This window comes from Mesorhizobium sp. M1D.F.Ca.ET.043.01.1.1 (genome assembly GCF_003952385.1).
Classification (GTDB): domain Bacteria; phylum Pseudomonadota; class Alphaproteobacteria; order Rhizobiales; family Rhizobiaceae; genus Mesorhizobium.
In genome coordinates this window covers 2,180,919-2,203,648 of the sequence record NZ_CP034444.1, presented here as the reverse complement: position 1 = coordinate 2,203,648, position 22,730 = coordinate 2,180,919, and the positions used below count along the sequence as shown (strand labels likewise).

Below are 22,730 nucleotides of genomic sequence, written 5' to 3'. Positions count from 1 at the left end.
CACGGCTGCCATCCGAAAAATGCGTCCCTGAGAACAAGGGGTCGAACAAGCCTGTGGCGGTCCTTTGGAGACACTGCATTCGTCACTCGCCAGCGGAGGCTCGTAAGTCAGACGCTCGGTGCCCCGTGGTCGCCACATCAGGACATCTAAATTTTGCCATATGTAGCAGACCTGACAAATTTACTTTTCCTCAACTCGTCCAGCGATCCCGGTTCAGTTGGCGGCTCCGCCACCATGTGATGAGAAAGCAACAAGAATCGTGCCAACTGCCGCGGAAAGAGCTTTGAAAGGGATTCACGTTGTCAACGCAATGACTTAGATGAGAGTGAAGGAGGAGAGGGACCCCAAACACCAACGCTCCGCGCTGTCGACAAACCAACAGTGGTTATTGGGCACCGAATTTTTTCATAAACTTGGTCGAATTCACGAGTAGCCATCACGAAAAGCGCGTCCTCCAAGGGGGAAAGGCCAATGCGGCATTGGCCTTATTCGACAGTCATGGACCTACCGTGCTTGACCAGATACGAACGAACGCTGGCAGTGTGGAGCATGCAATTGGCCCGACCACCTTGCGGTGGGCTGATGCAACTTCGGGCCGGATCGCTTTGGTGGCCGTTTAGCAGCTCAAGCAGGCCAGGCAATACGCAAAGCGGTCGCTCGGCCTCTATTCAGAGCTTTGCAGCACTTCGAACATTGTTTGCAAGAGATCCCGAGTAACTGCCCATCCAAGCCCAACAAAGCTGAGATATCCCGCAGGAGTGCTTCTCAAAGTTCCAGCGGTGAGCATGTGCAAAGACGATTTTACAAAAATTTTACCCACAAGCGTGTTCGCGAGTGCTATCCCACAGTCGCTGCAGATTTCAGAAAAAACGGACTGCTGCAATGAGAAGCGACTCTTCACTAACGTGGCGTGTAACGCAGCTGGCTCTAGCAGCATCTCTGTGCCAACTGACGTAACACTGAAAAATGGCATTCGCCCGGAGGAGTTCCGATGGTCAGTGATCCCCAGAAGATCTCTTTACGATCCGGCGGCCGGTTGGCGGGAGTGACATTCCGACAGCCAACGGACAATCATGCAGTCGATGTCTGGGATCTCATCGCGCTCTGCCCGCAGCTGGACCGGAACTCGCTTTACTGCGAGCTCCTGCTCTGCACTGATTTTGCGGACACCTGCGTGCTCGCAGAGCGAGCTGGTGAGGTGGTTGGGTGGCTGGCGGCCTATCGACCGCCACGAGAGCCATCGACACTCTTCATTTGGCAGATTGCCGTGCATCCTAAGGTACGCAGCATAGGCGTGGGGAAAGGGCTGATCATCTCAGCTCTGAACAGGCTATCGTGCGAGAGCGTGACCCACGTTGAGGCCACCGTGACGCTCAGCAACAGGCCTTCCAAGTTGTTCTTTGCAAGTGTGGCTCGGGATCTGCGCGCGCCAATCCGGACGGCCGCGCGCTTCGACTGCGACGTCGATTTTAAGGGACAGCGCGAGAGCGAGTATACAATTGCCATCGGCCCGATCGTACGCTCCATCCTCCCTATTACGGCCATGCCCGCCGACCTGCCAAGCCAAGACGCAAATAAGGAGGCAACGATGAGTGACCGTAGTGCATTTGATCGCGGGGGCGAATTCGCGATTTTCCACCATCTTGAGTCTCAAGTGCGGAGCTACTCCCGTCGCGCTCCTGCAGTTTTCGTGAGAGCGCGGGGGGCTCAGTTGTTTGCGCGCGATGGAACGGTCTATCTGGATTTTCTGATGGGGTGCTCAAGTCTAAACTATGGTCACAATCCTCCTGAGCTGAAGAGCGCGCTCGCAGATTACATTGCGGGCGACGGCGTCACGCATAGTCTCGATCTCTATAGTGAAGCCAAGGAGTCTTTCTTGCGGGAATTGGATGAGACGATTCTCAGACCGCGACAGCTCGACTACGTCGTTCAGTTTCCCGGCCCAACCGGCGCTAACGCGGTGGAGGCTGCCCTCAAGTTAGCCCGCAAGATTACTGGTCGGTCCAACATCATAGCTTTTACCAATGGCTTTCATGGCCTGAGCCTTGGCGCTCTCTCCTGCACCGGCAACAGATACCACCGCGCCGCCGCCGGCCAGTTGCTTGGCGGCGTCACGCGGCTACCCTATGACGGGTATCTTGGGTCCACTGTAGACACCGCCGACTACCTTGATCACCTGCTCTCGGATCCCTCAGGCGGTGTGGACGCGCCGGCTGCGGTGATTGTCGAGACAGTTCAGGGCGAAGGCGGCCTAAATGTCGCGGGCGCCGAGTGGCTCCAAAAAGTCGCGGCCAGTGCGCGCAGACACGGAGCTCTGCTGATCGTCGATGACATTCAGGCGGGTGTTGGCCGGACCGATGCATTCTTCAGCTTCGAAGAATCGGGGCTCCGTCCAGACGTCATTACGATGGCCAAATCGATATCGGGGTATGGTTTGCCTATGGCTGTCGTCCTGATCGATCGAGTACTAGATCTGTGGCAGCCGGGAGAGCACACCGGGACGTTCCGCGGCAACTGCCATGCTTTCGTCACCGCGCGGGCAGCCCTAGAGCATTTCTGGCGAACGGACAACTTGGCAGCGTCGGTCAGGAAAAAGGGCAATCTGCTGAAGAGTCGCCTTGATCATATCGCACAAAAATACGCCCCAGATCGAGTGTCAGCCAAAGGTCGTGGTATGATGCGAGGCATCGATTTAAAGTCTGGCGAAGTTGCCGGTCAGGTCATCAACGCCGCCTTTCAGAATGGTCTTGTTCTCGAGGCCGCTGGTCCCAAAGACGAGGTCGTAAAGTGTCTGCCACCTCTCGTCATTGAGGAGGATCAGCTTAACCAAGGCATCGACATCCTCGAGGACGTTATCGATCGCGTGATGGGCAGACCAGTGAAGACGGTAGCGCAACACAAGGCATAAGAGGTGAATCATGATCGTCAGGGATTTGAATGAGGAGAAACTGACAGCCAGGCGGGTCCAGACGGCGAGCTGGGAAAGCGTGCGGTTGCTCCTCCAGAACGATGGGATGGGCTTTTCCTTCCATATCACGACGATGCATCCGGGCGCCCGGTTGAATATGCACTATCGGAACCACCTTGAGGCGGTTTACTGCATCTCTGGAAGGGGTTCCATCGAGAATTCACAGACACATCAGGTCCATCTCGTGCGAGCTGGTATAATTTACGCTCTCGACAAGAATGACCCTCATCTGCTGTGTGCCGAGACCGAAATGGTATTGGCCTGTGTCTTTGTCCCTCCCTTGGCCGGCGGGGAGGTGCATGATGACACAGGCGCGTATCCTCTAGCAGGCTGTTGAAGAAGTGCCCGCGCGGTTGTTTGGATCGTGATTCACTGCTTCCCGGGTGATTTGGGGATTTGTGGATGCGCGGCTCAGACGAACGGACAGGCTCGCTGTTTTCGTATGTCGACCTTGAGGCGCGTGTTCGACGAGACCAACCGCTACGGGTGATACGGGAGATCGTGAACGCGGCTCTTGTGGAGATGGACGGCGATTTTGCGGTGCTTTATCCGCCCGGACTCGGCCGCCCGTCGATCGCGCCGGAACGGTTGCTGCGCGCGATGCTGTTGCAGGCCTTCTATGGCATTCGCTCGGAGCGTCAATTGATGGAGCGGATGGAATTTGACCTTCTGTTCCGATGGTTCGTGGGGCTCGGCGTTGATGAGCAGGCCTGGGATCATTCGAGCTTTACCAAGAACCGGGATCGGCTGCTGGAAGGTGAGATTGCAGCAAAGTTTCTGCGCGCGGTGCTTGCTCAGCCACGGGTGAAGCGGCTTTTGTCGTCGGATCACTTCTCGGTGGACGGGACGCTGATCGAGGCCTGGGCTTCGATCAAGAGCTTCCGTCGTAAGGACGGAGACGACCCGGATGGAGCGGGTCGCAACGCCGAGCGCGGCTTTCATAAGGAGAAGCGCTCCAATGACACACATCAGAGCACGAGCGACCCGCAGGCGCGGCTCTACAAGAAGGGCGACGGGCAGCCGGCGAGGCTCTGTGAAATGGGGAATGCGCTGATGGAGAACCGTCATGAGCTTGCGATCGATGGTAGCATTACCCAGGCCACGGGCACAGGCGAGCGTGATGCGCTCTCGCACGTCATAGGCCTTGTCGGCGCCCAGTGTGATGCACCGCGCAACGGTCGACGATCCAACATGGCGTGCATTATTTCGATTGTCAATTGCACTGATTTCGATCTCTAATAACTCATGACATTGTGGCGTCCAGATCCTGCGCTCATCCGGCGGCCGGCCTATCAATCGCTCGCCGACCAGTTCGCGCGCGCCATCCATGACGGACGGCTGGCCAATGGCGAGCAACTGCCGACGCATCGCCGCCTCGCCGATGATTTGAAACTTTCGGTGCAGACCGTCAGCCGCGCCTATGAGGAACTGATTCGCCGGGGCCTGGTCTCCGGCGAGATCGGCCGCGGCAGTTTCGTGCAGACGCAGCGCCGCGAACCGGAGCCGCCCTATTTGCCGGAGCGCCTCGGCGAAGTCATCGACCTCTCCATCCTGAAGCCGGTCTGCGAGCCGATGCATCTGGAGCGGCTGAAGCAGGCCTTGGGTTGGCTCGCCGAAAACCTCCCGTCCAGTTCGGCGCTGTCGTTCCGGCCCAACATGGTGTTTCCGCGCCACCGTGCGGTGGCGGTGGACTGGCTGAAACTGTGCGGGCTGGATGTCTCGGCGCAGAATATCAGCCTGACCAACGGGGCCACGGCCGGGATGACGGTGGCACTGATGAGCGTCGCGCCGCCCGGCTCAACCGTCGCCACCGAAGCAATTGGCCACCACACGCTGGTGCCACTGGCGCGTTATCTCGGCTTCAACCTCGAAGGCCTGCCGATCGACGGCAACGGCCTGATACCGGAAGCGCTCGACGAGGCCTGCCAGCTTACCGACATTCGCGCGGTGTTCGTACAACCTTCGGTGATCAACCCGACGGCGACGCTGATGGACGCACGTCGGCGCGAAGAGATCGCCGCTGTCGCGCGTAAGCATGACATCGCCATCATCGAGAACGATGTGCTGGGACCCCTGGTCGAGGACCGGCCGCCGCCGGTCGCGGCTTTCGCGCCGGAGCGCACGCTCTACGTCACCTCCTTCACCAAGATTACCGTGCCCGGCCTGCGCATCGGCTATCTCGCGGCGCCCGACCGCTATGTTGCGGCCGCTGCCAACCGGCATCTCGTCTCGAACTGGATGGCGACGCCGATGGTGGCGGAGATCGCCACAAAATGGGTGACCGACGGCACGGCGATGGAACTCGTGCGATGGCAACGTTCGGCGCTGCGGTGGCGGCAGGAGATTGCCGCCCAGGTGCTTGCCGGGGTCGACTATCGTGTCCATCGTGACGGATTGCATCTGTGGCTGCAGCTGCCCGGCGACCGCGCCGAGGAAAGTTTCGTCTCGCAGGCCCGCCTGCATGGCGTGGCGATCGCGCCCGGCGCGTCGTTTCGCATTTCGCAGGAGCCTTGGCGGCCGGCAGTGCGCATCTCGCTGGGCTCGACCGCCGAGGGGGAACTACGCGCCGGGCTTGGCGTCGTTAAGCTGCTGTTTGGCGATCCTGAGCATCTTCTGTTGGCCATTTAATACATGTCGCCCAAAAGGCTGCCCTCAGGCCAGACCAAGGGTGTCCAGAAGTTTTGTGATAACAGCATGCACATACAACAGATTGCCCGAAATTGAGCGATCAGTAATCTTGTCATGAGATTGTTTCCTGATGACATGACTTAGTTCCCTCCGCATTGCAGGGCACAAGCTTCTCTAACGCGATGGGAACGCTAGTGCCCACTGTCTCATCGCGCTTTCCATTTTTTCTCGTTGTGGTGCCGCGCTGGCTGGATCGCCGCTAGCCCGCATTCGCCAACCGAAGACACCCGACTATGAAAGATGCACCCGCAGTTGACGGCGGGCCCAGCCCCTGATCCTGCCTGATGAGCCGCTCTATGCGATCTGCCATTCCTGCAGGTGCCTCAGTAGTCATTGCAACCATGCAGAATATTGTCATGATACGATATTGATATTGAAACGAAACAATTATGTGCTAGCCTGCATGTCAATGAGGTTGGGTCCTGCGGTGTCAGATACGGAAACAGTTCTGTTTATTCTACGGTAGCTCCACTCGTTGAGGCTCCCAATAACAACCTCGGTGACGTTGTGTCGTAAAGAGTAAGTGTGGTCTGTTATTGCGTAGCTATAAGCGATGGAGACGGTGGGAGATAGATCAGCAGATGATAATCAACGCCGATCTTAATGGAACTGAAGTGGTGCGCGATATCGGCTACGTGCCCATGGCCGACGGAACGCGCATCGCTTATATTTGCTATTACAAAAAAGCTTGGCTCTCTAATCACTGCCCGAGCGTTTTCTGGTACTCCCCATACGCGGCGAGTTTCGCCGCCTTCGACGTGGCAAAGCCTTTTCTTGAAGCTGGCTACGCTTTCGTTGGCGCCAACTTTCCTGCGACCGGTTGTTCTGAAGGTATCATCGACAATTGGATGGACCGCAAGGAAGGGGTTTATGGCGCCGAAGTGGTCGAATGGATTGCTAGACAGCCTTGGAGCGACGGCAATGTTGGGATGATTGGCAATTCATCTGGCGGTACGGTTCAGTTCTGGGTCGCAGCAGAACGGCCTCCTCATTTGAAGGCGATCGTGCCGACTGGCGTCGAAGACGGGTACGAGGACTGGATATACCTGGGCGGAATGCTCCAACTCGACATAACTGCTGGATGGTCGCTCAACAGTGAATTCATCACCCAGGTTAGCGGGGCGGAGGGCCGTATCAGCGCGGGCGATACTGAATGTGCTGCAATTCGTGGGAGCGACAGGCAGGTCGTCAAGCGACAGTTCTTTGACGAGGTTCGAAAGCACCCACTAAAGGATGAATGGTGGGATTCGATCTTTCTGGCCCGTGATGAGATCGCCGGCAAGGTCGCTGTGCCCACCATGATTATTGCTTCGTGGCAAGACACCTACGGCTGTGCAGTTAGGGAAAGTGCTCGGGTATTTACCGAATTGATGCCGAACGTTGAGCACAAGAAGCTTGTCCTGATGAACGGTGATCACATGATTGGCGGACCTGGGCCGAACGGCTATAGCCTAGTAGACGAGGAGCGAATGAAATTCCTAGACCGTTGGGTGAAAGGTGTCGAGAATGGAATAGAGGACGACTCGCCGGTGACCGTATATTGGGAGGTCCGCCAGCCCAATGGAGATCCTAAGAAGTCGGTTGCGGGTTGGGTTACGAGGCACAAGACCTGGCCAGAACCGAAGGTTGAGCGCCGTCCCTATTATCTCACCACCGACGCTTGGATCTCGCCTGAGAAGCCTGTTGCCAGCTCGAACGAGGGCTCTCGCGCCTACCTCTACCCAGCGGGAACAGAACTCTACGGAAGCAATCAGCAATTCGCGATTCAGCCATATAAGGAAGGTGTTTTGAACTACCGGACGGCCGCAGCCGTCTCAGATATGACGCTGCTTGGAAACCCAGAAATAACGCTCTATCTCAGCATCGACAATGGGGATGATGCCGACCTGGAATTGACGTTGAAAGACATCGATGCTGATGGCAACGTACTTTTCCTTCAATCGGGCCTGCTGCGCGCTTCGCTCCGCGCAATAGACGACGCGCGGAGCTCTGCGGACGAAGTAGTTCATCTATTTCGCAAGTTCGAGAAACTCGTCCCAGGTGAAATCTACGAATTACGGATGTCATTGCTGGCACCGATCGCTCACGTTGTCCGGCAAGGGCACAGCCTCGAACTAACCCTCGGTGCTCCAAATCCCATCCCGCATCCCAATTTCGGCAGCATTCCCGCCGGCGCTCCGTCCATCAACAGGATTTATCATTCGGAGAGATACCCGTCGAAAATTCTCCTTCCCGTTGTTATGGGCGCGGTGGCCCAAGCGCCCGCGCCTGAATACAGCTCCTTGCGAGCTCAACCCTTTCGAAAAGGAACTGAATTCGTGCCTGGGGGGCTGCCCATTCCGTGATCCTTCGATCCAGCGCACCAGGCGCCACATAACTTGCCGTAGAATAACAGAAGCGGAATTAAGTTCCCGAGGGAGGATAGTATGAATAAATCGCACCGCCGAGCCGTCATGAAGGCAATGCTGGCTGTATCAGCTGCGCCCTGGATTATGCGCTCAACGGCATTTGCCGCATCTACATGCGGCAATCACACCGTGCGCATGGGCGCAACCGTTTCGCCCGACACGATGAACCCCTTTGCCACCTGGAGTTCGTTCTGGCCGACGGCCTTCACCTATGACTTTCTGGTCGGTGTGGACGCCCAGCGCCATCCCGATCGGAAGGGATTTGCCAAAGAGTGGTCCGTTGCCGACGACAACCTCACCTGGACGTTCAAGATCTGGCCTGGCATGAAGTGGTCAGACGGCCAGCCTGCCACCGCAAGAGACGCCGCATTCACCTACAACTATCTGCGTGACTCCCTGGGCACGCCCGACGAGCTGAGCATCGGCTGGAACAACACTACCGGCGTAGAGCAAGTCGAGTCCATCACGGCTCTCGATGACGAGACTTTGCAAATCGTGACCAAGGCTCCCACTCGTTGGCCAGTTGCCAACTTTAATATGATAGTCCCAGAGCACATCTGGAAAGACATCAGCCATGCGGATGCGCGCGGCAAGTTTCGCAATTCCCCGCCGCTGGTGGGCACGGGGCCCATGATCGTCTCTGAGTTTCAGCAGGGGCAGTTTGCCCGGCTCGTGCCGAACAAGTACTTCCGCGCGGGGCCGCCGGCGGCGGCCGGCATGGTCTTCCATTTCTTCGATACGGCTGATCCGATCGCGCAGAGTCTGAAGAGCGGAGATATCGATTATGGTGTGTATCTGACGGCAGCCCAATGGGCCGACCTCTCGGAGGATCCCGCCATCGTGGTCGGTCAGCAGCGCATCGAGCAGCGCATTTACCTGGCTTTCAACACCGCATCCGGAGACGGGGCCGGTAGTACAAAGGCCCTGCAGGATCGGGCGTTTCGCGATGCGATCGGCTACGCGATCGATCAGAAGACCATGGTGGATCGAGCCTTCCGCAGGCATGCCGATCCCGGCGTTGGACTGGCCATGCCGGTGGCGACCGATTACTACTCGGACTTGGGCGACATCAGGCGTCACTTTGATCTCGCCGAGGCTAATCGCCGGCTCGATGCTGCGGGCTATCGGGACATCAACGGCGACGGCGTCCGGGAGGACAAGGATGGAAACAGCTTCCAGCTGTCGCTGATTACCGGATCAGGTGCGAACTCGGTCGCGATACCGCCTTCGGCCGTACAACTCGTCGTTGGCTGGCTCGGACAAATTGGCATTCCCGTATCGGTCACCCAGTTCGACTCTGGTGCGCTTAATGCCAAGACGGCGGCGCCGGCGAAGGGTGGCGGCGGTTGGGATGTGCTGGTCGCCTCGAACTGGTTGACACCTTCACCCCAAGACCTCCTCGTCTTAGGTAGCAGCAAGGCAATCGGCCAGGACAACAGATCGTATTGGAAAAATGACAAATTCGACAAGCTGTTGTCTGAAGTCGAACATACCGTCGACCTAAAAAAGAGCCGGGAGCTGGTCGATCAGGCGGCGCGCCTGATTTACACCGAAGCGCCCTATATTATTCTTTGTTACCCCTTCGTCCTCGACGCCTATAGGAAGGACTGCTTCGAAGGTTGGGGGACCCAGGACGCCTTGTCCATGTGGAGCTACTTTCCACTCGATCGGGTGAAGCCACTCTAAGATGGCGCTGATGGAAAGCGAGACCCGATGAGCCGGCGCCTCGGACGGATTTTCCTCAGGGCGATTGTGACGCTCTTGATGGTGGCGACCCTGAATTTCATCCTATTCAGAGTCATTCCTGGCGACCCTGCATCGCTCTTGCTCGGCGGGGCCCGCACCAGCGTCACCGCTGAGCAGATGGAGGCGCAGCGCCAGAATTGGGGGCTCAATCGGCCGCTGTTTCCGGACCAGATGGTCGACTACTTGACGGCGACTCTCCACGGCGATTTGGGCTACAGTTTCAAGTTCAGGGGTAGGCAAGTCTCTGACCTGATTTTGGAGCGCTTGCCGGCCACCGTCGCCCTGGTTGGTCTAGCCCAATTGCTCGCCATTTTATGCGGAGTTGTGCTTGGCATATATGCGGGCTGGCGCAGAGGAGGAGCCGTTGACCATATCGCTACGGGAGCTTCCTTGGCGCTCTATTCTACGCCATCTTTCTGGCTCGGCATGATCCTGGTTGTGATCTTCAGCACGGCGTTGGGTTGGTTCCCGGGCTATGGTGCACATTCGCCTGGCGCTGTCAGCGGTTCCCTTGATGGGCTGCTCGATTACATGCGGCATCTCGCCCTTCCGGTCACGGCGGTGACCCTTGGACTCATCGGCCAATACGTCGTTGTCGCTCGTGCTGCAATGAGCGACGTCGTCACAGAGGATTACATGGTCACTGCCCGGGCCAAGGGACTCTCCAATGGTCAGATGCTGATACGTCATGCATTTCGTAATGCTATGCTGCCAGTCGTAACGCTGATTACCCTCAATCTTGGCTATGTGGTTGCCGGCGCCATCACAGTCGAAGCCGTGTTCGCCTGGCCAGGGATCGGCGGGCTGACTGTGGAGGCGCTCAATGCGCGGGATTACCCAGTCCTTCAAGGCATATTCCTGTTGCTTGGTGCATCGATCGTTGTTGCGAACCTCGTAGCTGATCTTGCTTACGGCCTTCTTGATCCGCGAGTCCGGCAATGAGCGAAAATATTGTCAAATATTCTCCGCGTAGCCGGGCCCTGGTCATCAAAGATTTTCTGCGCCAATTTCTTGGCTATGGTGGGGCTAGGCTTGGCCTTTCTTGTTTGTTGTTCTTCCTTGTGCTGGCTTCTGTGCCCAATATCCTCGTTGGCCCGCTTGAGACCGTAGCCACCGCAGCTGGTGACTTCCTCGCATCGCCATCAAGCCAGCATCTGCTGGGGACAGACGAAGTCGGGCGGGACGTACTCAATCTGGTCGTCCATGGTGCCCGGATCTCGCTTACGATCGCGCTGCTGGCGACCGTGATTAGCCTCATCGTCGGGACTACGGTCGGAATGACCGCGGGTTACTTTGGCGGCTGGGTCGACGTCTGGCTGATGCGCTTGACCGATTTCTTTTTTGTAGTTCCCTCCTTCGTGCTGGCGCTGGTCATCACACCCGTGCTTCTCGAAGTAATGGGGCGCGGTGAAATCCTCGGTTTCCGTCCTTCTATTTTCGTAATCATTGTCGTTATCGGCATGACAAGCTGGGCGTTCGTCGCACGTATCGTTCGCAGCCAGACACTGTCGCTTAAGGAGCGAACATTCGTTGATCGCGCGCGCGTTGCGGGCAGCAGCAACCTCAGCATCATGCTGCGGCACATCCTCCCAAATCTCGTGCCGCAAATCGCAGCCAATGGTGCTCTGGTCGTCGCCGGCGCAATTTACGTTGAGACATCGCTTTCGTTCCTAGGGCTTGGCGATCCGTTGCAGCCTTCATGGGGCACCCTGCTTTCGCTCGCACAGCGCGCCGGTGCGGCCAGTGCTGGAGCCTGGTGGTACCTCGGCGCGCCCGGGCTATGCGCGCTCACGGTTTCGCTTAGCTTCGTCCTGATTGGCAATGCCCTCGACGACACATTCAATCCACGCCGCAGGGTGATTCCATGACAAGCCCCTCCCGGGACAGGGTATCGCTTCTGGAAATCGACGGTCTCGCTGTCGACTATGGGCTCAAGGGCGTTTCATTGCGAGCGATCGACAATGTGACCTTCGCGCTCCGCGCCGGCGAGGCCGTGGCGCTGGTCGGTGAATCAGGCAGTGGCAAGACCACGACCGCAATGGCGATCGCCGGCCTGCTGTCTCCCAACGCACGGGTCGGCAAGGGCGAGGTGCGCTATCGCGGTAGCCGACTGCCGATCGACAACGACGCGGCGATGCGGCCACATCGCTGGAGTGAAACGTCTGTGGTCTTCCAGGGCGCGATGAATGCGCTTAATCCCGTTCACCGCATCATCAAGCAGATTGCCGAGCCATGCATGCTGAAGCTTGGCATGTCGCGTGGCGAAGCAATCGCGCGGGCAAGAGAGCTGCTCGAACTCGTCGGCATTCCGGCCGATCGCGGTTCCGCCTATCCGCACGAATTGTCGGGCGGAATGCGACAAAGAGTGATGATCGCCATGGCCCTCGCGTGTCGCCCCTCAATCATTATCGGCGACGAGCCTACGACAGCCCTGGATGTTATTACACAGGCTCAGATCCTCAAATTGCTGGGTGACTTGCGATCCCGGCTTAACCTTGCCCTCATTTTGATCACCCACGATCTTTCTGTGGTGGCCGAGACTTGTGATCGCGTGATGATCATGTATGCGGGCCGGATCGTCGAGGACGGCGCTGTCGCCGAGATCTTCGCCAAGCCGAAGCATCCCTACACCAGGCTGTTGATCGACTCGATTCCGAACCCGGCGAATGGCAAAAAGATCATTCGGCCAATACCCGGTGATCCCCCCAACTTGATGAATCGGCCGTCAGGCTGCGCTTTCCATCCGCGTTGCCCGTCGGCTATGGGGGTTTGCGCGACGGTCATCCCTAGTTTCGATGAGTGCGGACAGGGACGTGTGGCCTGTCACCTTCACCGGTCCTTGCCGCAAGAAGAGAAGGTTGCAGCTCATGCCTGAAACCGCCGACATCCTGCGTCTCGAGAGCCTCCAGGTCCATTTTCCTATCCAGAGCGGGCTATTCGACTGTTTCCTGGGTCGACCTGCCGGCGCCGTGCGAGCGGTCGACGGGATCGACCTCGACATCGGACGGGGGGAGATCGTCGCCCTAGTCGGAGAATCGGGAAGTGGCAAGACGACGGTGGGCCGCGTCATTACCAAGCTTGCTCAACCAACAGGCGGCAGGTTGTTGTTCAAAGGCCGCGACATGACGTCGGTTCAAGGCGCCTCAGCCCTTCGTCCTTATCGGCATCGCGTGCAGATGATCTTTCAGGATGCATATCAGGCGTTGAACCCGCGACACACTGTGTTCGATATTGTGGCAGAGCCGTTACGTTCACTGCGGCTGGTCGTTAACGCCACCCAACTCGCAGAGCGGGTGAGCGAAGCTCTAGCGTCCGCCGGGCTCAATCCTCCCAGTGATTTCTTCGTCCGCTTTCCACATGAACTCTCCGGCGGGCAGCGCCAGCGGGTTGTGATCGCCGGAGCGCTTGCTGTGAAGCCCGAGCTCATCGTCGCTGACGAACCTGTGTCGATGCTCGATGTCTCGATACGCGCACAGATTCTTCAGGTCCTGGTTGACTTGCGCGACAAGCACAATATGGCGCTGCTGTTCATCACCCACGATTTGCCTCTTGCTTGGTTGATCGCCGACCGGATTGCCGTCCTCTACCTTGGGCGGGTGGTCGAGATCGGCAGCGCCGACGAAATCACATTCAACCCCCGCCACCCGTACACCGTCGCGCTTCGCAACGCGACCCCGCAGATTGGCGGCAACTCAGATCGCCCCCAGCTGCCGGCCCTGCAGGGCGATGTTCCAAGCGCCGCCCGTCTTCCGAAGGGCTGCCGTTTCCATCCGCGTTGCCCACGCACCTTCGGCCGCTGCAAGGAGGAGGAGCCGCCGGCGATCGAAGTGGGACCGCAGCACACGTCAGCGTGCTGGCTCGCCCAGTGAAACCCGTCTTGTGCTGCATTGGCTATAGGATCCGCGTCCTTCGGGCTTTCAACATCGGCTAATGAGCGGGAGGTTCATCGAGCTTATCCAAGGCTTGCAAGTTCACGGCGGCCCGCCAGCGCTGCCTCACGATATTGACTCAGTAGCCGACGTCGTAAGGAATGGCGCTGCGAAGTAGTATTTGGGATTGTGCACAGCGGCGGTTTGGCCATTGCCAATGGTTGTCAGGGCTTCAGGCGCGCCTGAAGCATGCATGGTAAGTCGACCGTGAACTATCCGCAAGCCATTGATCTGGCATGTTGATTGAGGCGGATGGCGGCTTTGGAATTGCAGGGATTCGCGATTTATGAGCTCTGTTTCCTGCAATTCGGTTTGCGATTCCCTTGTGCTGCGGAGCGTGATTCACTCGGTTCGGCGGCGGCGAATCGAGGGGACGGCGAATGTCCAAGCCACGCGATAAGCGCGAGACGGGAGAGCAGGATCTGTTCCGCTCCAGGCTCGATCAGATCATCAACATGAAGCACGAGCTGGTGCGGCTGGCGCAGGCGATCGACTCACCGGTGCTGGAGGAGCGTTTCGGCGCCGTCTATTCGGACGGCCCCGGCATGCCGCCGCTGCCGACCCGGCTGATGGGGCTGGCGATCCTCAAGCACACCTTCCACCTGTCGGATGAGGTTGCTGTGCGAGCGCTGGGTGGAGAACCCTTACTTCCAGTATCTCACCGGCGAGACGTTCTTTTGCCATACGCTGCCGTTTGACCGCTCCTCGATGACGCGTTGGCGCAGCCGTATGGGCGAGGAGCGGATCGTGGCGCGGTTGCAGGAGAGCCTCAGCCTTGCGGTCAAGACCGGGGCGATGAAGCCGGCCGATACGCGCGAGGTCATCGTCGACACGACCGTGCAGCCGAAGAAAGTCATGTTCCCGACCAACGCCAAGCTCATCCACCGGGCGCGCGAACGGCCGGTGCGGCTGGCCAAGAGGAAGGGGCTCCATTTGCGCCAGAGCTATGCGGGTCGGCAAGCTGGCGCTGATCAGCCATCAGCGCTATGCCCACGCCAAGCAGTTCAAGCGGGCGAACAAGGCGCTGCGCAGGCTCAAGACCTATCTCGGCCGGACCATTCGCGACATCGGTCGCCAGATCGCCGGCGATGCGGGGCTGGATGCGCTCTTCAAATGGCCGCGCTACCAGGCGGCCACCGTTGCAACGCCAGCGCCAGCGCGGCCGCAAGATCCACAGCCTGCACGCACACGCGGTAGAATGCATCGGCAAGGTCAAGGCGCATATGCCCTACGAGTTCGGGGTGAAGGTGTCGGTGGCCACTACGCTGAAGCGCTCCAAGGGTGGCCAGTTCGCCCTGCATGCAAAAGCACTGCCCGGCAATCCCTATGACGGCCACACGCAGTCCCACCGCACACGTTCCTGAACTCGTTGTTCCCTCAATCGTAATTGTCCCCGCGTTCGTCACATCCGAACCACCGTCTTCGCCACCGCAGATGCAATGCTCCTTTTCGTGCGGAACTCGGCATCCCGCCAACTCGCGACATTGGACCTTGCAACTCCAGAACCCGTCGAGACGCTCCTATCACACAGCCGGCTACCAAATCTTGCAACAGATCCTTTCACTAATTTTTACGAAATCTTTGCAACCGCAGAGCGCTGAGAATGCTAGCTTCATGGCACGGCTGAGGGAAGGCACGGCAAAAAAGCTGGTCCATCTACACTCTGACCGCCGCGCAGCTCGCAACAGAGGATTAAAAGCAATGGGAAGGAAAGCATTCATCTTGGTGGAAGGCGGTCCATGGGGTTGTGGTCTGCTATACGTCCAAGCGGCCCAGCGTCTTGGTCTTCACCCAATTATCTTTTCGGCTGGTCCAACTTGCGACGACTATCTTGCGGCGGAAGGGATCGAGGCAATCCGCGTCGACACAAGCGATGTCAATGCGCTAATCCGCGAATGTACCCGGATACTTGCGACCTATCATATTGCTGGAATTACGGGCAGAGTGATGGACTATTCGACGGTTGGTGAGCTCTGCCGGCGTTTCGATCTACTTGGACCGAACCCCGCATCTATTGAAAGATGCCGAGACAAATTCACTCAACGTCAGCTTCTTGCGAAGGCAGGCGTTCCGATGCCTGCCTTTCGCGTGGCAGCGAATGCTAGGGACGTTGAAAGGGCTGCCGCAGAGATCGGTCTGCCGGTGATTCTCAAGCCAACTGTAAACGGCGGCAGTATCGGAGTCCGATTGTGCCGCAACTTCGACGAGGTGGCCGAGCATACGGCCTATCTGTTGAGCGAGAAGCACATATGGCTATCCTCGCGGAGGATACTGGTCGAGGAATTCGCACAAGGCCCCTACTATGCTGCTGACATAATGGGAAATGAGGTAATTGGGATTGGCGCCGGTGACTTCGGCCCTCCGCCGCATTTTGTCTATCGTCAGTACACCTATCCGGCCATGCTAACTGGTGAGGAGTATGACCGTATTGCCGATATTTCGTTGAGCTGTTTGCGAGCTCTCGACCTTGGCTGGGGCCCAACGAACATTGAATTCCGGTGGACGAGGGGTGGCCCAGTAGTGATCGAAGTTAACCCGCGAATGGCCGGCACGCCCGATCCCCAACTGGTTCGGCTGGCTTACGGTGTCGATCTAATCACCGAACATATCAAGTTAGCGATCGGCGACGAATGGGATCTGCGCAAGGGGGACCTGCAGACTGCAGCCGCGCGGTTCCTTGTTGCTGATCGCGACGGCACCCTAGCTTGGATTGGCGGCGACAGCCGAGCAGCCGCTGTGTCAGGTGTCGCCGAGGTCAAGTTCTATGTTCAACCCAAAACGCCAATCGTCAGGAAAGGCGATTACCGAGACACGATCGGACATGTCATCGTCGCTTCACCTAGCCATGCTCAGACGGAGGCAACGCTGCAGCGAGCGGTCGACTTAATCGATTGGTCGATCACACCATTTCCGACCCTTGCCGAATAGCAACAATCTGCTGCTGGCACCTGCCGCCGCAGGTGGCGTAATGGTAAGAGCTGATCGTGGCCGTACATTGGTGCAATTGTCTCATCCCGGATGCCAAAGTTGAGGCGTGTGGGATAGGGTTTGTTTCCATAGCCTCGTCATAGCACCCAACTCAGAAGTAAACTGATAAGAGTTTCAATAAACGCCAGGAGCGAGGAATCTCTGCGCGGCGGGCAATTCGCGTCGTGCTTTGGGCTTATGTCTGACGACAGAAGTCTCCATGTTCTTGAGGGGTTGCTAACCGGCCGGAGGCAACCCGCGGCGGCGCTGTCGGAAGAAGCGATGGCATGGAATGCGGCTCGGCCTGGCTGTCGAGGTCGCCCAAAGTAAGCGTCAAGCTGACCCCATCTGGCGTGGCTTGCGGCGATGAGCGAGACATACTGACACTGAAGCAAGGAGCCCAGGAGCTTGCAGGGTGTCAATTCCTATGTCTGCGCTTATGCCTGATAGTAGAAGTTTCCATGTTCTTGAGGCGGCCCCGAAGCGGCTGGAGGCAAGCCCGCAGCGTCCGCGCCGGCGCTGGTCGGCGGAAGCGAAGCCGCGGCTGACTGTTGGCGCTGGTGCGCGATGCCGGCGCGGATCAGTGGCGGGCTTTACGTCTTCCGCGCGAAAGAGCAGACAGGATCAAGATTCGTGTGGTGGGACGGCAGCGGCGTGTGTCGTTACGCCAAGCGGCTGGACGAGGCGAAGTTCTGCTGGCCGGATCGGCCACGGGTCCAGCTCAATCATGCCCAGCTCATGGCTCTGGTCGACGGAATGGAGTGGAAGCGAATTCGGACGGTGACGGTCTGGCGGCCGCAATCGGTTGGGTAAAACCCTGCGGCAGAATGAATCAGGAAGCTGAACGCGGGAAAATTGCCCGCGAATATGCTCTGAATTTGGCCATGCCGGCACCGATCTTGGGCTCCCGGATGACGTTGACGCGCTCAAGGCGATGTTTATTGCCATGGCCGAAAAGGCCGCCCTTCTGGAGGAGCGCAAGGTCCATCTCGAGCTGGTCAACAAGAGCGCCGAGGAGCGGATCGCAGACTGACGGCAACCGTGAAGATGCTGGAGGGGTCGCGCTTCAGCAGCCGCTCCGAAAGGCTGCGGACCGGCGCGCTTAGCGAGGAGCAGTATGCTCTCGTCTTCGACGAAATCGAAATCAGCGTGGAAGCGCAGATGGAAAAGGCTACGGGAAGCTCGAAAGTGAGGCGCGCGCCGCGCGCGCGCAAAGGCTTTGCGGCCCATCTCGAACGGGTCAAGGTGGTGATTGAACCCGAAACGCCAGCCGGTTGCCCGGGATTGGAAGGGATTCTGATCGGGGAGGACGTGCACGAACCGAACGGCTTGATGTCACCCCGGCGAAGTTCCGGGTGATCGTCACGCGTCGCCCAGATATGCCTACAAGGTCTGGACGGCATCATCGAGGCAGCCGCACCCGCCCGCATCGTCGAAAGCGCCAACCCGATCTAAGCGCTGATGGCCCAGATCGCGGTGTCGAAATACGCCGATGGCCTGCCGCTCCATCGCCAGAAAGCGATCAATGCCCGCGATCAGGTCGAAATCGGTCACAGATGGCGCGGGCTTCGAGCTCGAGCCGCTCGCCGATTATGCACTGACCCGCATCAAGCAGAGTGAGCGGGTCTTCGCCGATGAGACCACGCTGCCAGCGCTGGCCGGGATCGGGCAAGGCCAAGACGGCCTACCTCTGGACCTGTTTCCGCGATGATCGGCCGTTCGGGGGACAGCGGACCGCCCATCGCCGCTACCGCTCCAAGACAGTCGTGCCGGCGAATGTGTCGCCCGCCATCTGGACGGCTATCGCGGCATCCTGCCGGTCGACGGATACGCCGCCTATAACCGGCTGGCCCGATCCAATCGGGGCAATGATGGTGTGATGCTGGCGGTGTGCTGTCGCACGTGCGGCGCACGTTCTACGAACTGCATGCGGCAGGCTCGCAGACGGTGGCGCAGATGGCCCCCCTGTGGGCCGCCGAGGAGGCCGTGCCAGGTAGCTCGGATAGCTGCGCGTCAGGAGAAATCAACCGCCGTCCTTCCCGCTTCTCTGCGCTGTGGGAAAAGGAGCTGCCGAAGCGTCAGGAAAATTGAAGCCCGCCGAGGCGATCCGCTGTGCACTCGCCGGCGTGCCGCGCTTGAACGCTTCCTGACCGACGGACGCATCGAAATCGACTCCAATACCGTCGAGCGCGCCCATCCGGCCACAGACGAAGACTGATTCAAAATGCACCTCCTTTTCAAATGGCGGAAAACAGCGATTCCTGGTTGTCGTCGTGGATGCGACGCGGAGTATTGCGCGCCAAATCGGCCTTGGTCCCTTCGTCTTCGAGATCGCTGGCGCGGATCTAGTAGGGCGCGCCGCGCATGACCTGCTCAGCGGGCGCCGATGTCGGCCAGGATAATTTGACCAGGATTATTCGCGCGGTGCGTCAAGCATGATCCCGGTTTGCCGCCAGGTCATCCGTTGATTTAAGAAAAGGTCCCACATCCTTCTGGCCTTGGTGCGCGATGCTGGCTCGGACCTGTTTCAAGGCGCGCTTTACGTCTTGCGCACCAAAGAGCCGACTGGGTGAAGATCGCTTGTGCGACAGCTGGACAAGGCGAAGTTCTGCTAGCCGCGGATCGGCCTCCACCGGTTAGCTCAATCGTGCTCAGCTCCTGGCACTGGTCGACGGAATGGAATGGAAGTGGTGCGGATGCTGACCGTCAGGCGACCACGGTCGGTTGGTGAAATGCTGCGGCATCATGGCGCTACATGAAGACAAAACACGACAGACGGACGTTGCGCTCCTCCAGAAGGGCGGCCTTTTCGGCTGTGGCAGTAACTATCGCCCTTGAGTCAACGTCGTCGGGGGAGCTCAAGATCGGGTGCCAACATCACAAAAATCAGAGCACATTTGCGGGCAATTTTCCCGCTTTTCAGCTTCCTGATTCAGTGCGGGCTATATCAGTAAAATTAATAGGGTGTCACAAAAACGTAATAAATTGACCGGTTTTGGGATTCCTTTCATCGTTTGACATGCAAACTAGTGAGCAAGCTCAAACGGATTGTTCTTCATGGCGAGGATTTGCTCCCGCTCGGCAAAGCGCGGCATCCCGGGAGAGCTGGTATGAAATCGATCTCGGTGCGATCAGGCACAATTATCGTCAACTGCGCGCGCATCTGCCCGGGACGGTGAAAATTTTCGCTTGCTTGAAGCGCAATGGATATGGCTGTGGAGCGGGGCCCGTCGCCCGCGCCCTGGCGGCAGAGGGGGCTGACGGTTTTGCTGTCGCCACGCTGCCGGATGCCATGTCCATTCGCGAAATTGGTATTGATCTCCCGGTTCTGCTCTATCCCGGTCCTCTGCCGATATCAGCGAAAACAATTGAAGCGCTCGGGCTCACCGTGACCGTCTCCAACGTCGATGAACTGGAGCGCTGGCGTGAGGCCATGAGCACCACCCGCATCTTTGTTAAGGCGGACCTCGGGTTCTTCAGAGCCGGGGCCACGCCGCAGGAGATGGGTCGACTTCTCGCGGCCGCGCACGCCTGTAACGACGTCGAAGTACAGGGACTCTACGCCCATCTCAGTGAGTTGCCCACATCGACTGCAAGCGAGCAATTCTCCCGCCTGCAGCGGATTCTACGGGAGGCCGAGGCGTCCGGCACTCGTCCTGCTATCACCATGATGTCGAGCACCGCAGCCGTGCTTCGGTATCCCGCGATGGATCTCGATGCGGTGGATCCCGGGGCCTTGTTTTTCGGTCTTCCTGAGACGGATCGACCCATGCGGCCCGTCACCCTACGGCCGGCTCTTAAGGCCATTTCGACATGCCTCGTCTCCGTCAAGCGGATCGATGCTTCTCTCGGGCGGATACCAGACATACCCGGTTTTCGGCCGAGAATGACGATCGGTGTCTTGGGTATGGGGTGGGGGGATGGCCTACCGCGTCACGTCCCAGTCCAGGCGGAAGCGTTGGTGAGGGGGCAGCGCGCGCGCTTGCTTCCTCCCGCCCATCTCGAACACCTGCGCATCGATCTTACGGACGTCCCTGATGCGAGGTTCGGCGACCAAGTGCTCCTGCTAGGGCAGCAAGGGCTCCAGACAATCACGCAGGAAGAGGTCGCCGCTCAATGGGGGACAGACCTCATCGGTCTCTATGCCCAACTCCGAGATCACATCCCCCGTGTCTATGTCTGAAATCCAAGGCAAGAAAGAGGAATTCGGAATGAATGCAATCAAAACAGCACCGTCACTCCTAGTAGTAGCAATGTTCGGTCAGGAGAGCGGGCAGCAATGACGGCCATTATAAGGGCTGTTCCTAGCCCTCGCCATACAGTGGCCAACGACGCCGCCGAAGCGATCCACGTCGAGAACCTGCACAAGAAGTTTGGTGCGCTCCATGTATTGAAGGGGGTCTCTCTATCTGCGCGCGACGGCGATGTGGTCGCGGTCATCGGTGGCAGCGGCTCCGGCAAATCAACGCTACTTCGCTGTATCAACTGCCTGGAAGACCCGACTAGCGGTGTTATCAGGGTGAATGGTGAGGAAATTCGCCTGAAGCGGCATGGCGCTGGGAACAGTGTCCCGGCGGACCGAAAGCAGATCGAACGCATACGTTCCAGGCTCGGCATGGTCTTTCAGAGCTTCAATCTCTGGAGTCACATGACCCTACTCGAAAACGTGATCGAGGTGCCGGTTCATGTGCTCGGCGTCAGCCGGAAAGCAGCGATTGTTGATGCCGAGAAGCTGCTTGCAAGAGTGGGGCTTCTGGAAAAACGGACTGTTTACCCAGCATTTCTATCAGGCGGCCAGCAGCAGCGTGGCGCAATCGCTCGGGCGCTTGCGGTCCAGCCACGTGTCATGCTCTTCGACGAACCAACTTCATCACTCGATCCTGAACTCATCGGCGAGGTGCTCGGCGTCATTGGCGGTTTGGCTCGTGAAGGTCGCACCATGATCCTGGTCACGCACGAAATGAAATTTGCCCGGGAAGTCGCTACCCACGTGGTCTTTCTCCACGAGGGCCGCGTCGAGGAAGAAGGGCCACCGGAAGCAATATTCGGATCGCCGAAATCGGAGAGGCTTCAACAGTTCATCCGCAGAGTAAGGTAGCGAATGGAAAACCAGCGAATACCTGTAAAGGGGAACAATCATGAATGTACTTTCTAAAATTTTGACAGCAGCAGCAATCCTTTGCGCATCGACTTTGATGGCGCAAGCGGAGCAGGTGAAGGTTGGAATCGCTGCAGAGCCTTCCCCACCGTTCGCGTCCCTGGACGCCTCAGGAAAATGGGTCGGCTGGGAGATTGAAATCATTAACGCGATCTGCGCCGAGGCAAAATTCGACTGCGCCGTCACCCCCGTTGCTTGGGACGGGATCATTCCTTCTCTGACGTCCAAGAAAATCGATGTCATCATGGCCGGGATGTCAATCACACAGAAGCGCAAAAAGACGATCGACTTCTCCGACAAGTACTTTAGTGACAGCGGATACACGATTGCCGCCCCAAAGGGCGTTGCGATGGATCCTACCCCTGAAGGCCTCAAGGGCAAGATTCTCGGAATTCAAGTCTCTACCAATGCCGAAGTCTACGCAAGCAAGCATTTCAAAGACAGGTTGGCCGAAATGAAAACGTACCAGACACAGGATGAGATCAATCAGGACCTAGTCGCCGGCAGGATCGACGCCATTCTCGCCAGCCCGCTTACCATTGATCAATTCATGAAAACTGAACAGGGCAAGGCTTGCTGCGAGATTAAAGGCAAGGTTGCGAATGATCCTGATATTATGGCGCCGGGCGTCGGGGCGGGTCTGCGCAAAGGAGACACCGCGCTCAAGGAAAAGATCAACGCTGCGATCAAGGGAATTCGTGCAAACGGTAAGTACGACGAGATTACGAAGAAGTATTTCGATTTCGACATCTATGGGGGCTGAAGACACTTTTTCCTTGGTGAAATTTTCCTGACAAATTCACGCCCAGTCACCTTTCCTCCCAGACGGGAGAGAGGACAGCGTCCTTCCTCGCACACCAGTGAAC

13 protein-coding genes and 3 pseudogenes are annotated in these 22,730 nt (G+C 58.3%); all 16 read left to right on the top strand.

What is annotated here, in order from left to right:
* The first annotated feature begins 991 nt into the window (after positions 1–991).
* The 16 genes and pseudogenes from ectB (at position 992) to EJ067_RS10805 (ending at position 22,627) form a co-directional block, all read left to right on the top strand.
* A complete protein-coding gene (gene ectB, locus EJ067_RS10885; protein ID WP_126079014.1) occupies positions 992–2,908 on the top strand; it encodes a diaminobutyrate--2-oxoglutarate transaminase in 1,917 nt (638 codons plus the stop codon).
* A gap of 10 nt (positions 2,909–2,918) precedes the next feature.
* Complete coding sequence (locus EJ067_RS10880; protein ID WP_126079013.1) at positions 2,919–3,305, top strand: ectoine synthase; 387 nt, start codon at positions 2,919–2,921, stop codon at positions 3,303–3,305.
* A 65-nt stretch (positions 3,306–3,370) separates the two neighbouring features.
* Positions 3,371–4,093 (top strand): annotated as a pseudogene (locus EJ067_RS10875) (IS5 family transposase); the annotation flags it as partial.
* Positions 4,094–4,213: 120 nt separating this feature from the next.
* On the top strand, positions 4,214–5,596 hold the full coding sequence (locus EJ067_RS10870; RefSeq protein ID WP_126079012.1) for a PLP-dependent aminotransferase family protein: 1,383 nt from the start codon (positions 4,214–4,216) through the stop codon (positions 5,594–5,596).
* Positions 5,597–6,237: 641 nt separating this feature from the next.
* Positions 6,238–8,001, top strand: coding sequence for a CocE/NonD family hydrolase (locus EJ067_RS10865; RefSeq protein ID WP_126085781.1), 1,764 nt, complete (start codon positions 6,238–6,240; stop codon positions 7,999–8,001).
* Between the two features lie 81 nt (positions 8,002–8,082).
* Complete coding sequence (locus EJ067_RS10860; protein ID WP_126079011.1) at positions 8,083–9,750, top strand: ABC transporter substrate-binding protein; 1,668 nt, start codon at positions 8,083–8,085, stop codon at positions 9,748–9,750.
* Positions 9,751–9,777: 27 nt separating this feature from the next.
* Positions 9,778–10,752, top strand: a complete 975-nt coding sequence (locus EJ067_RS10855) for an ABC transporter permease (protein ID WP_126079010.1) — start codon at positions 9,778–9,780, stop codon at positions 10,750–10,752.
* Positions 10,749–11,678: an ABC transporter permease gene (locus tag EJ067_RS10850; protein WP_126079009.1), complete on the top strand. Its 930-nt coding sequence runs from the start codon at positions 10,749–10,751 to the stop codon at positions 11,676–11,678. The genes EJ067_RS10855 and EJ067_RS10850 overlap by 4 nt, the downstream gene beginning before the upstream one ends.
* On the top strand, positions 11,675–12,685 hold the full coding sequence (locus tag EJ067_RS10845; protein WP_126079008.1) for an ABC transporter ATP-binding protein: 1,011 nt from the start codon (positions 11,675–11,677) through the stop codon (positions 12,683–12,685). The genes EJ067_RS10850 and EJ067_RS10845 overlap by 4 nt, the downstream gene beginning before the upstream one ends.
* Positions 12,678–13,679: an ABC transporter ATP-binding protein gene (locus EJ067_RS10840; RefSeq protein ID WP_126079007.1), complete on the top strand. Its 1,002-nt coding sequence runs from the start codon at positions 12,678–12,680 to the stop codon at positions 13,677–13,679. Before EJ067_RS10845 ends, EJ067_RS10840 begins: the two co-directional genes overlap by 8 nt.
* A gap of 440 nt (positions 13,680–14,119) precedes the next feature.
* Positions 14,120–15,079, top strand: a pseudogene (locus tag EJ067_RS10835) (IS5 family transposase); the annotation flags it as partial.
* Between the two features lie 361 nt (positions 15,080–15,440).
* Entirely contained in the window at positions 15,441–16,667 is a 1,227-nt protein-coding gene (locus tag EJ067_RS10830) for an acetyl-CoA carboxylase biotin carboxylase subunit family protein (protein ID WP_126083524.1), read from the top strand.
* 973 nt (positions 16,668–17,640) lie between these two features.
* Positions 17,641–18,913: pseudogene (locus EJ067_RS10820) on the top strand (IS66 family transposase); the annotation flags it as partial.
* 788 nt (positions 18,914–19,701) lie between these two features.
* Positions 19,702–20,889: an alanine racemase gene (gene alr, locus EJ067_RS10815; RefSeq protein WP_245468241.1), complete on the top strand. Its 1,188-nt coding sequence runs from the start codon at positions 19,702–19,704 to the stop codon at positions 20,887–20,889.
* 96 nt (positions 20,890–20,985) lie between these two features.
* Positions 20,986–21,804 (top strand): ABC transporter ATP-binding protein, encoded by an 819-nt coding sequence (locus EJ067_RS10810; RefSeq protein WP_066993418.1) that lies wholly within the window; start codon positions 20,986–20,988, stop codon positions 21,802–21,804.
* A 40-nt stretch (positions 21,805–21,844) separates the two neighbouring features.
* The gene (locus tag EJ067_RS10805; RefSeq protein ID WP_066993421.1) at positions 21,845–22,627 is read left to right on the top strand and encodes a transporter substrate-binding domain-containing protein; all 783 of its coding nucleotides are present in this window, start codon (positions 21,845–21,847) and stop codon (positions 22,625–22,627) included.
* Positions 22,628–22,730 lie beyond the last annotated feature (103 nt).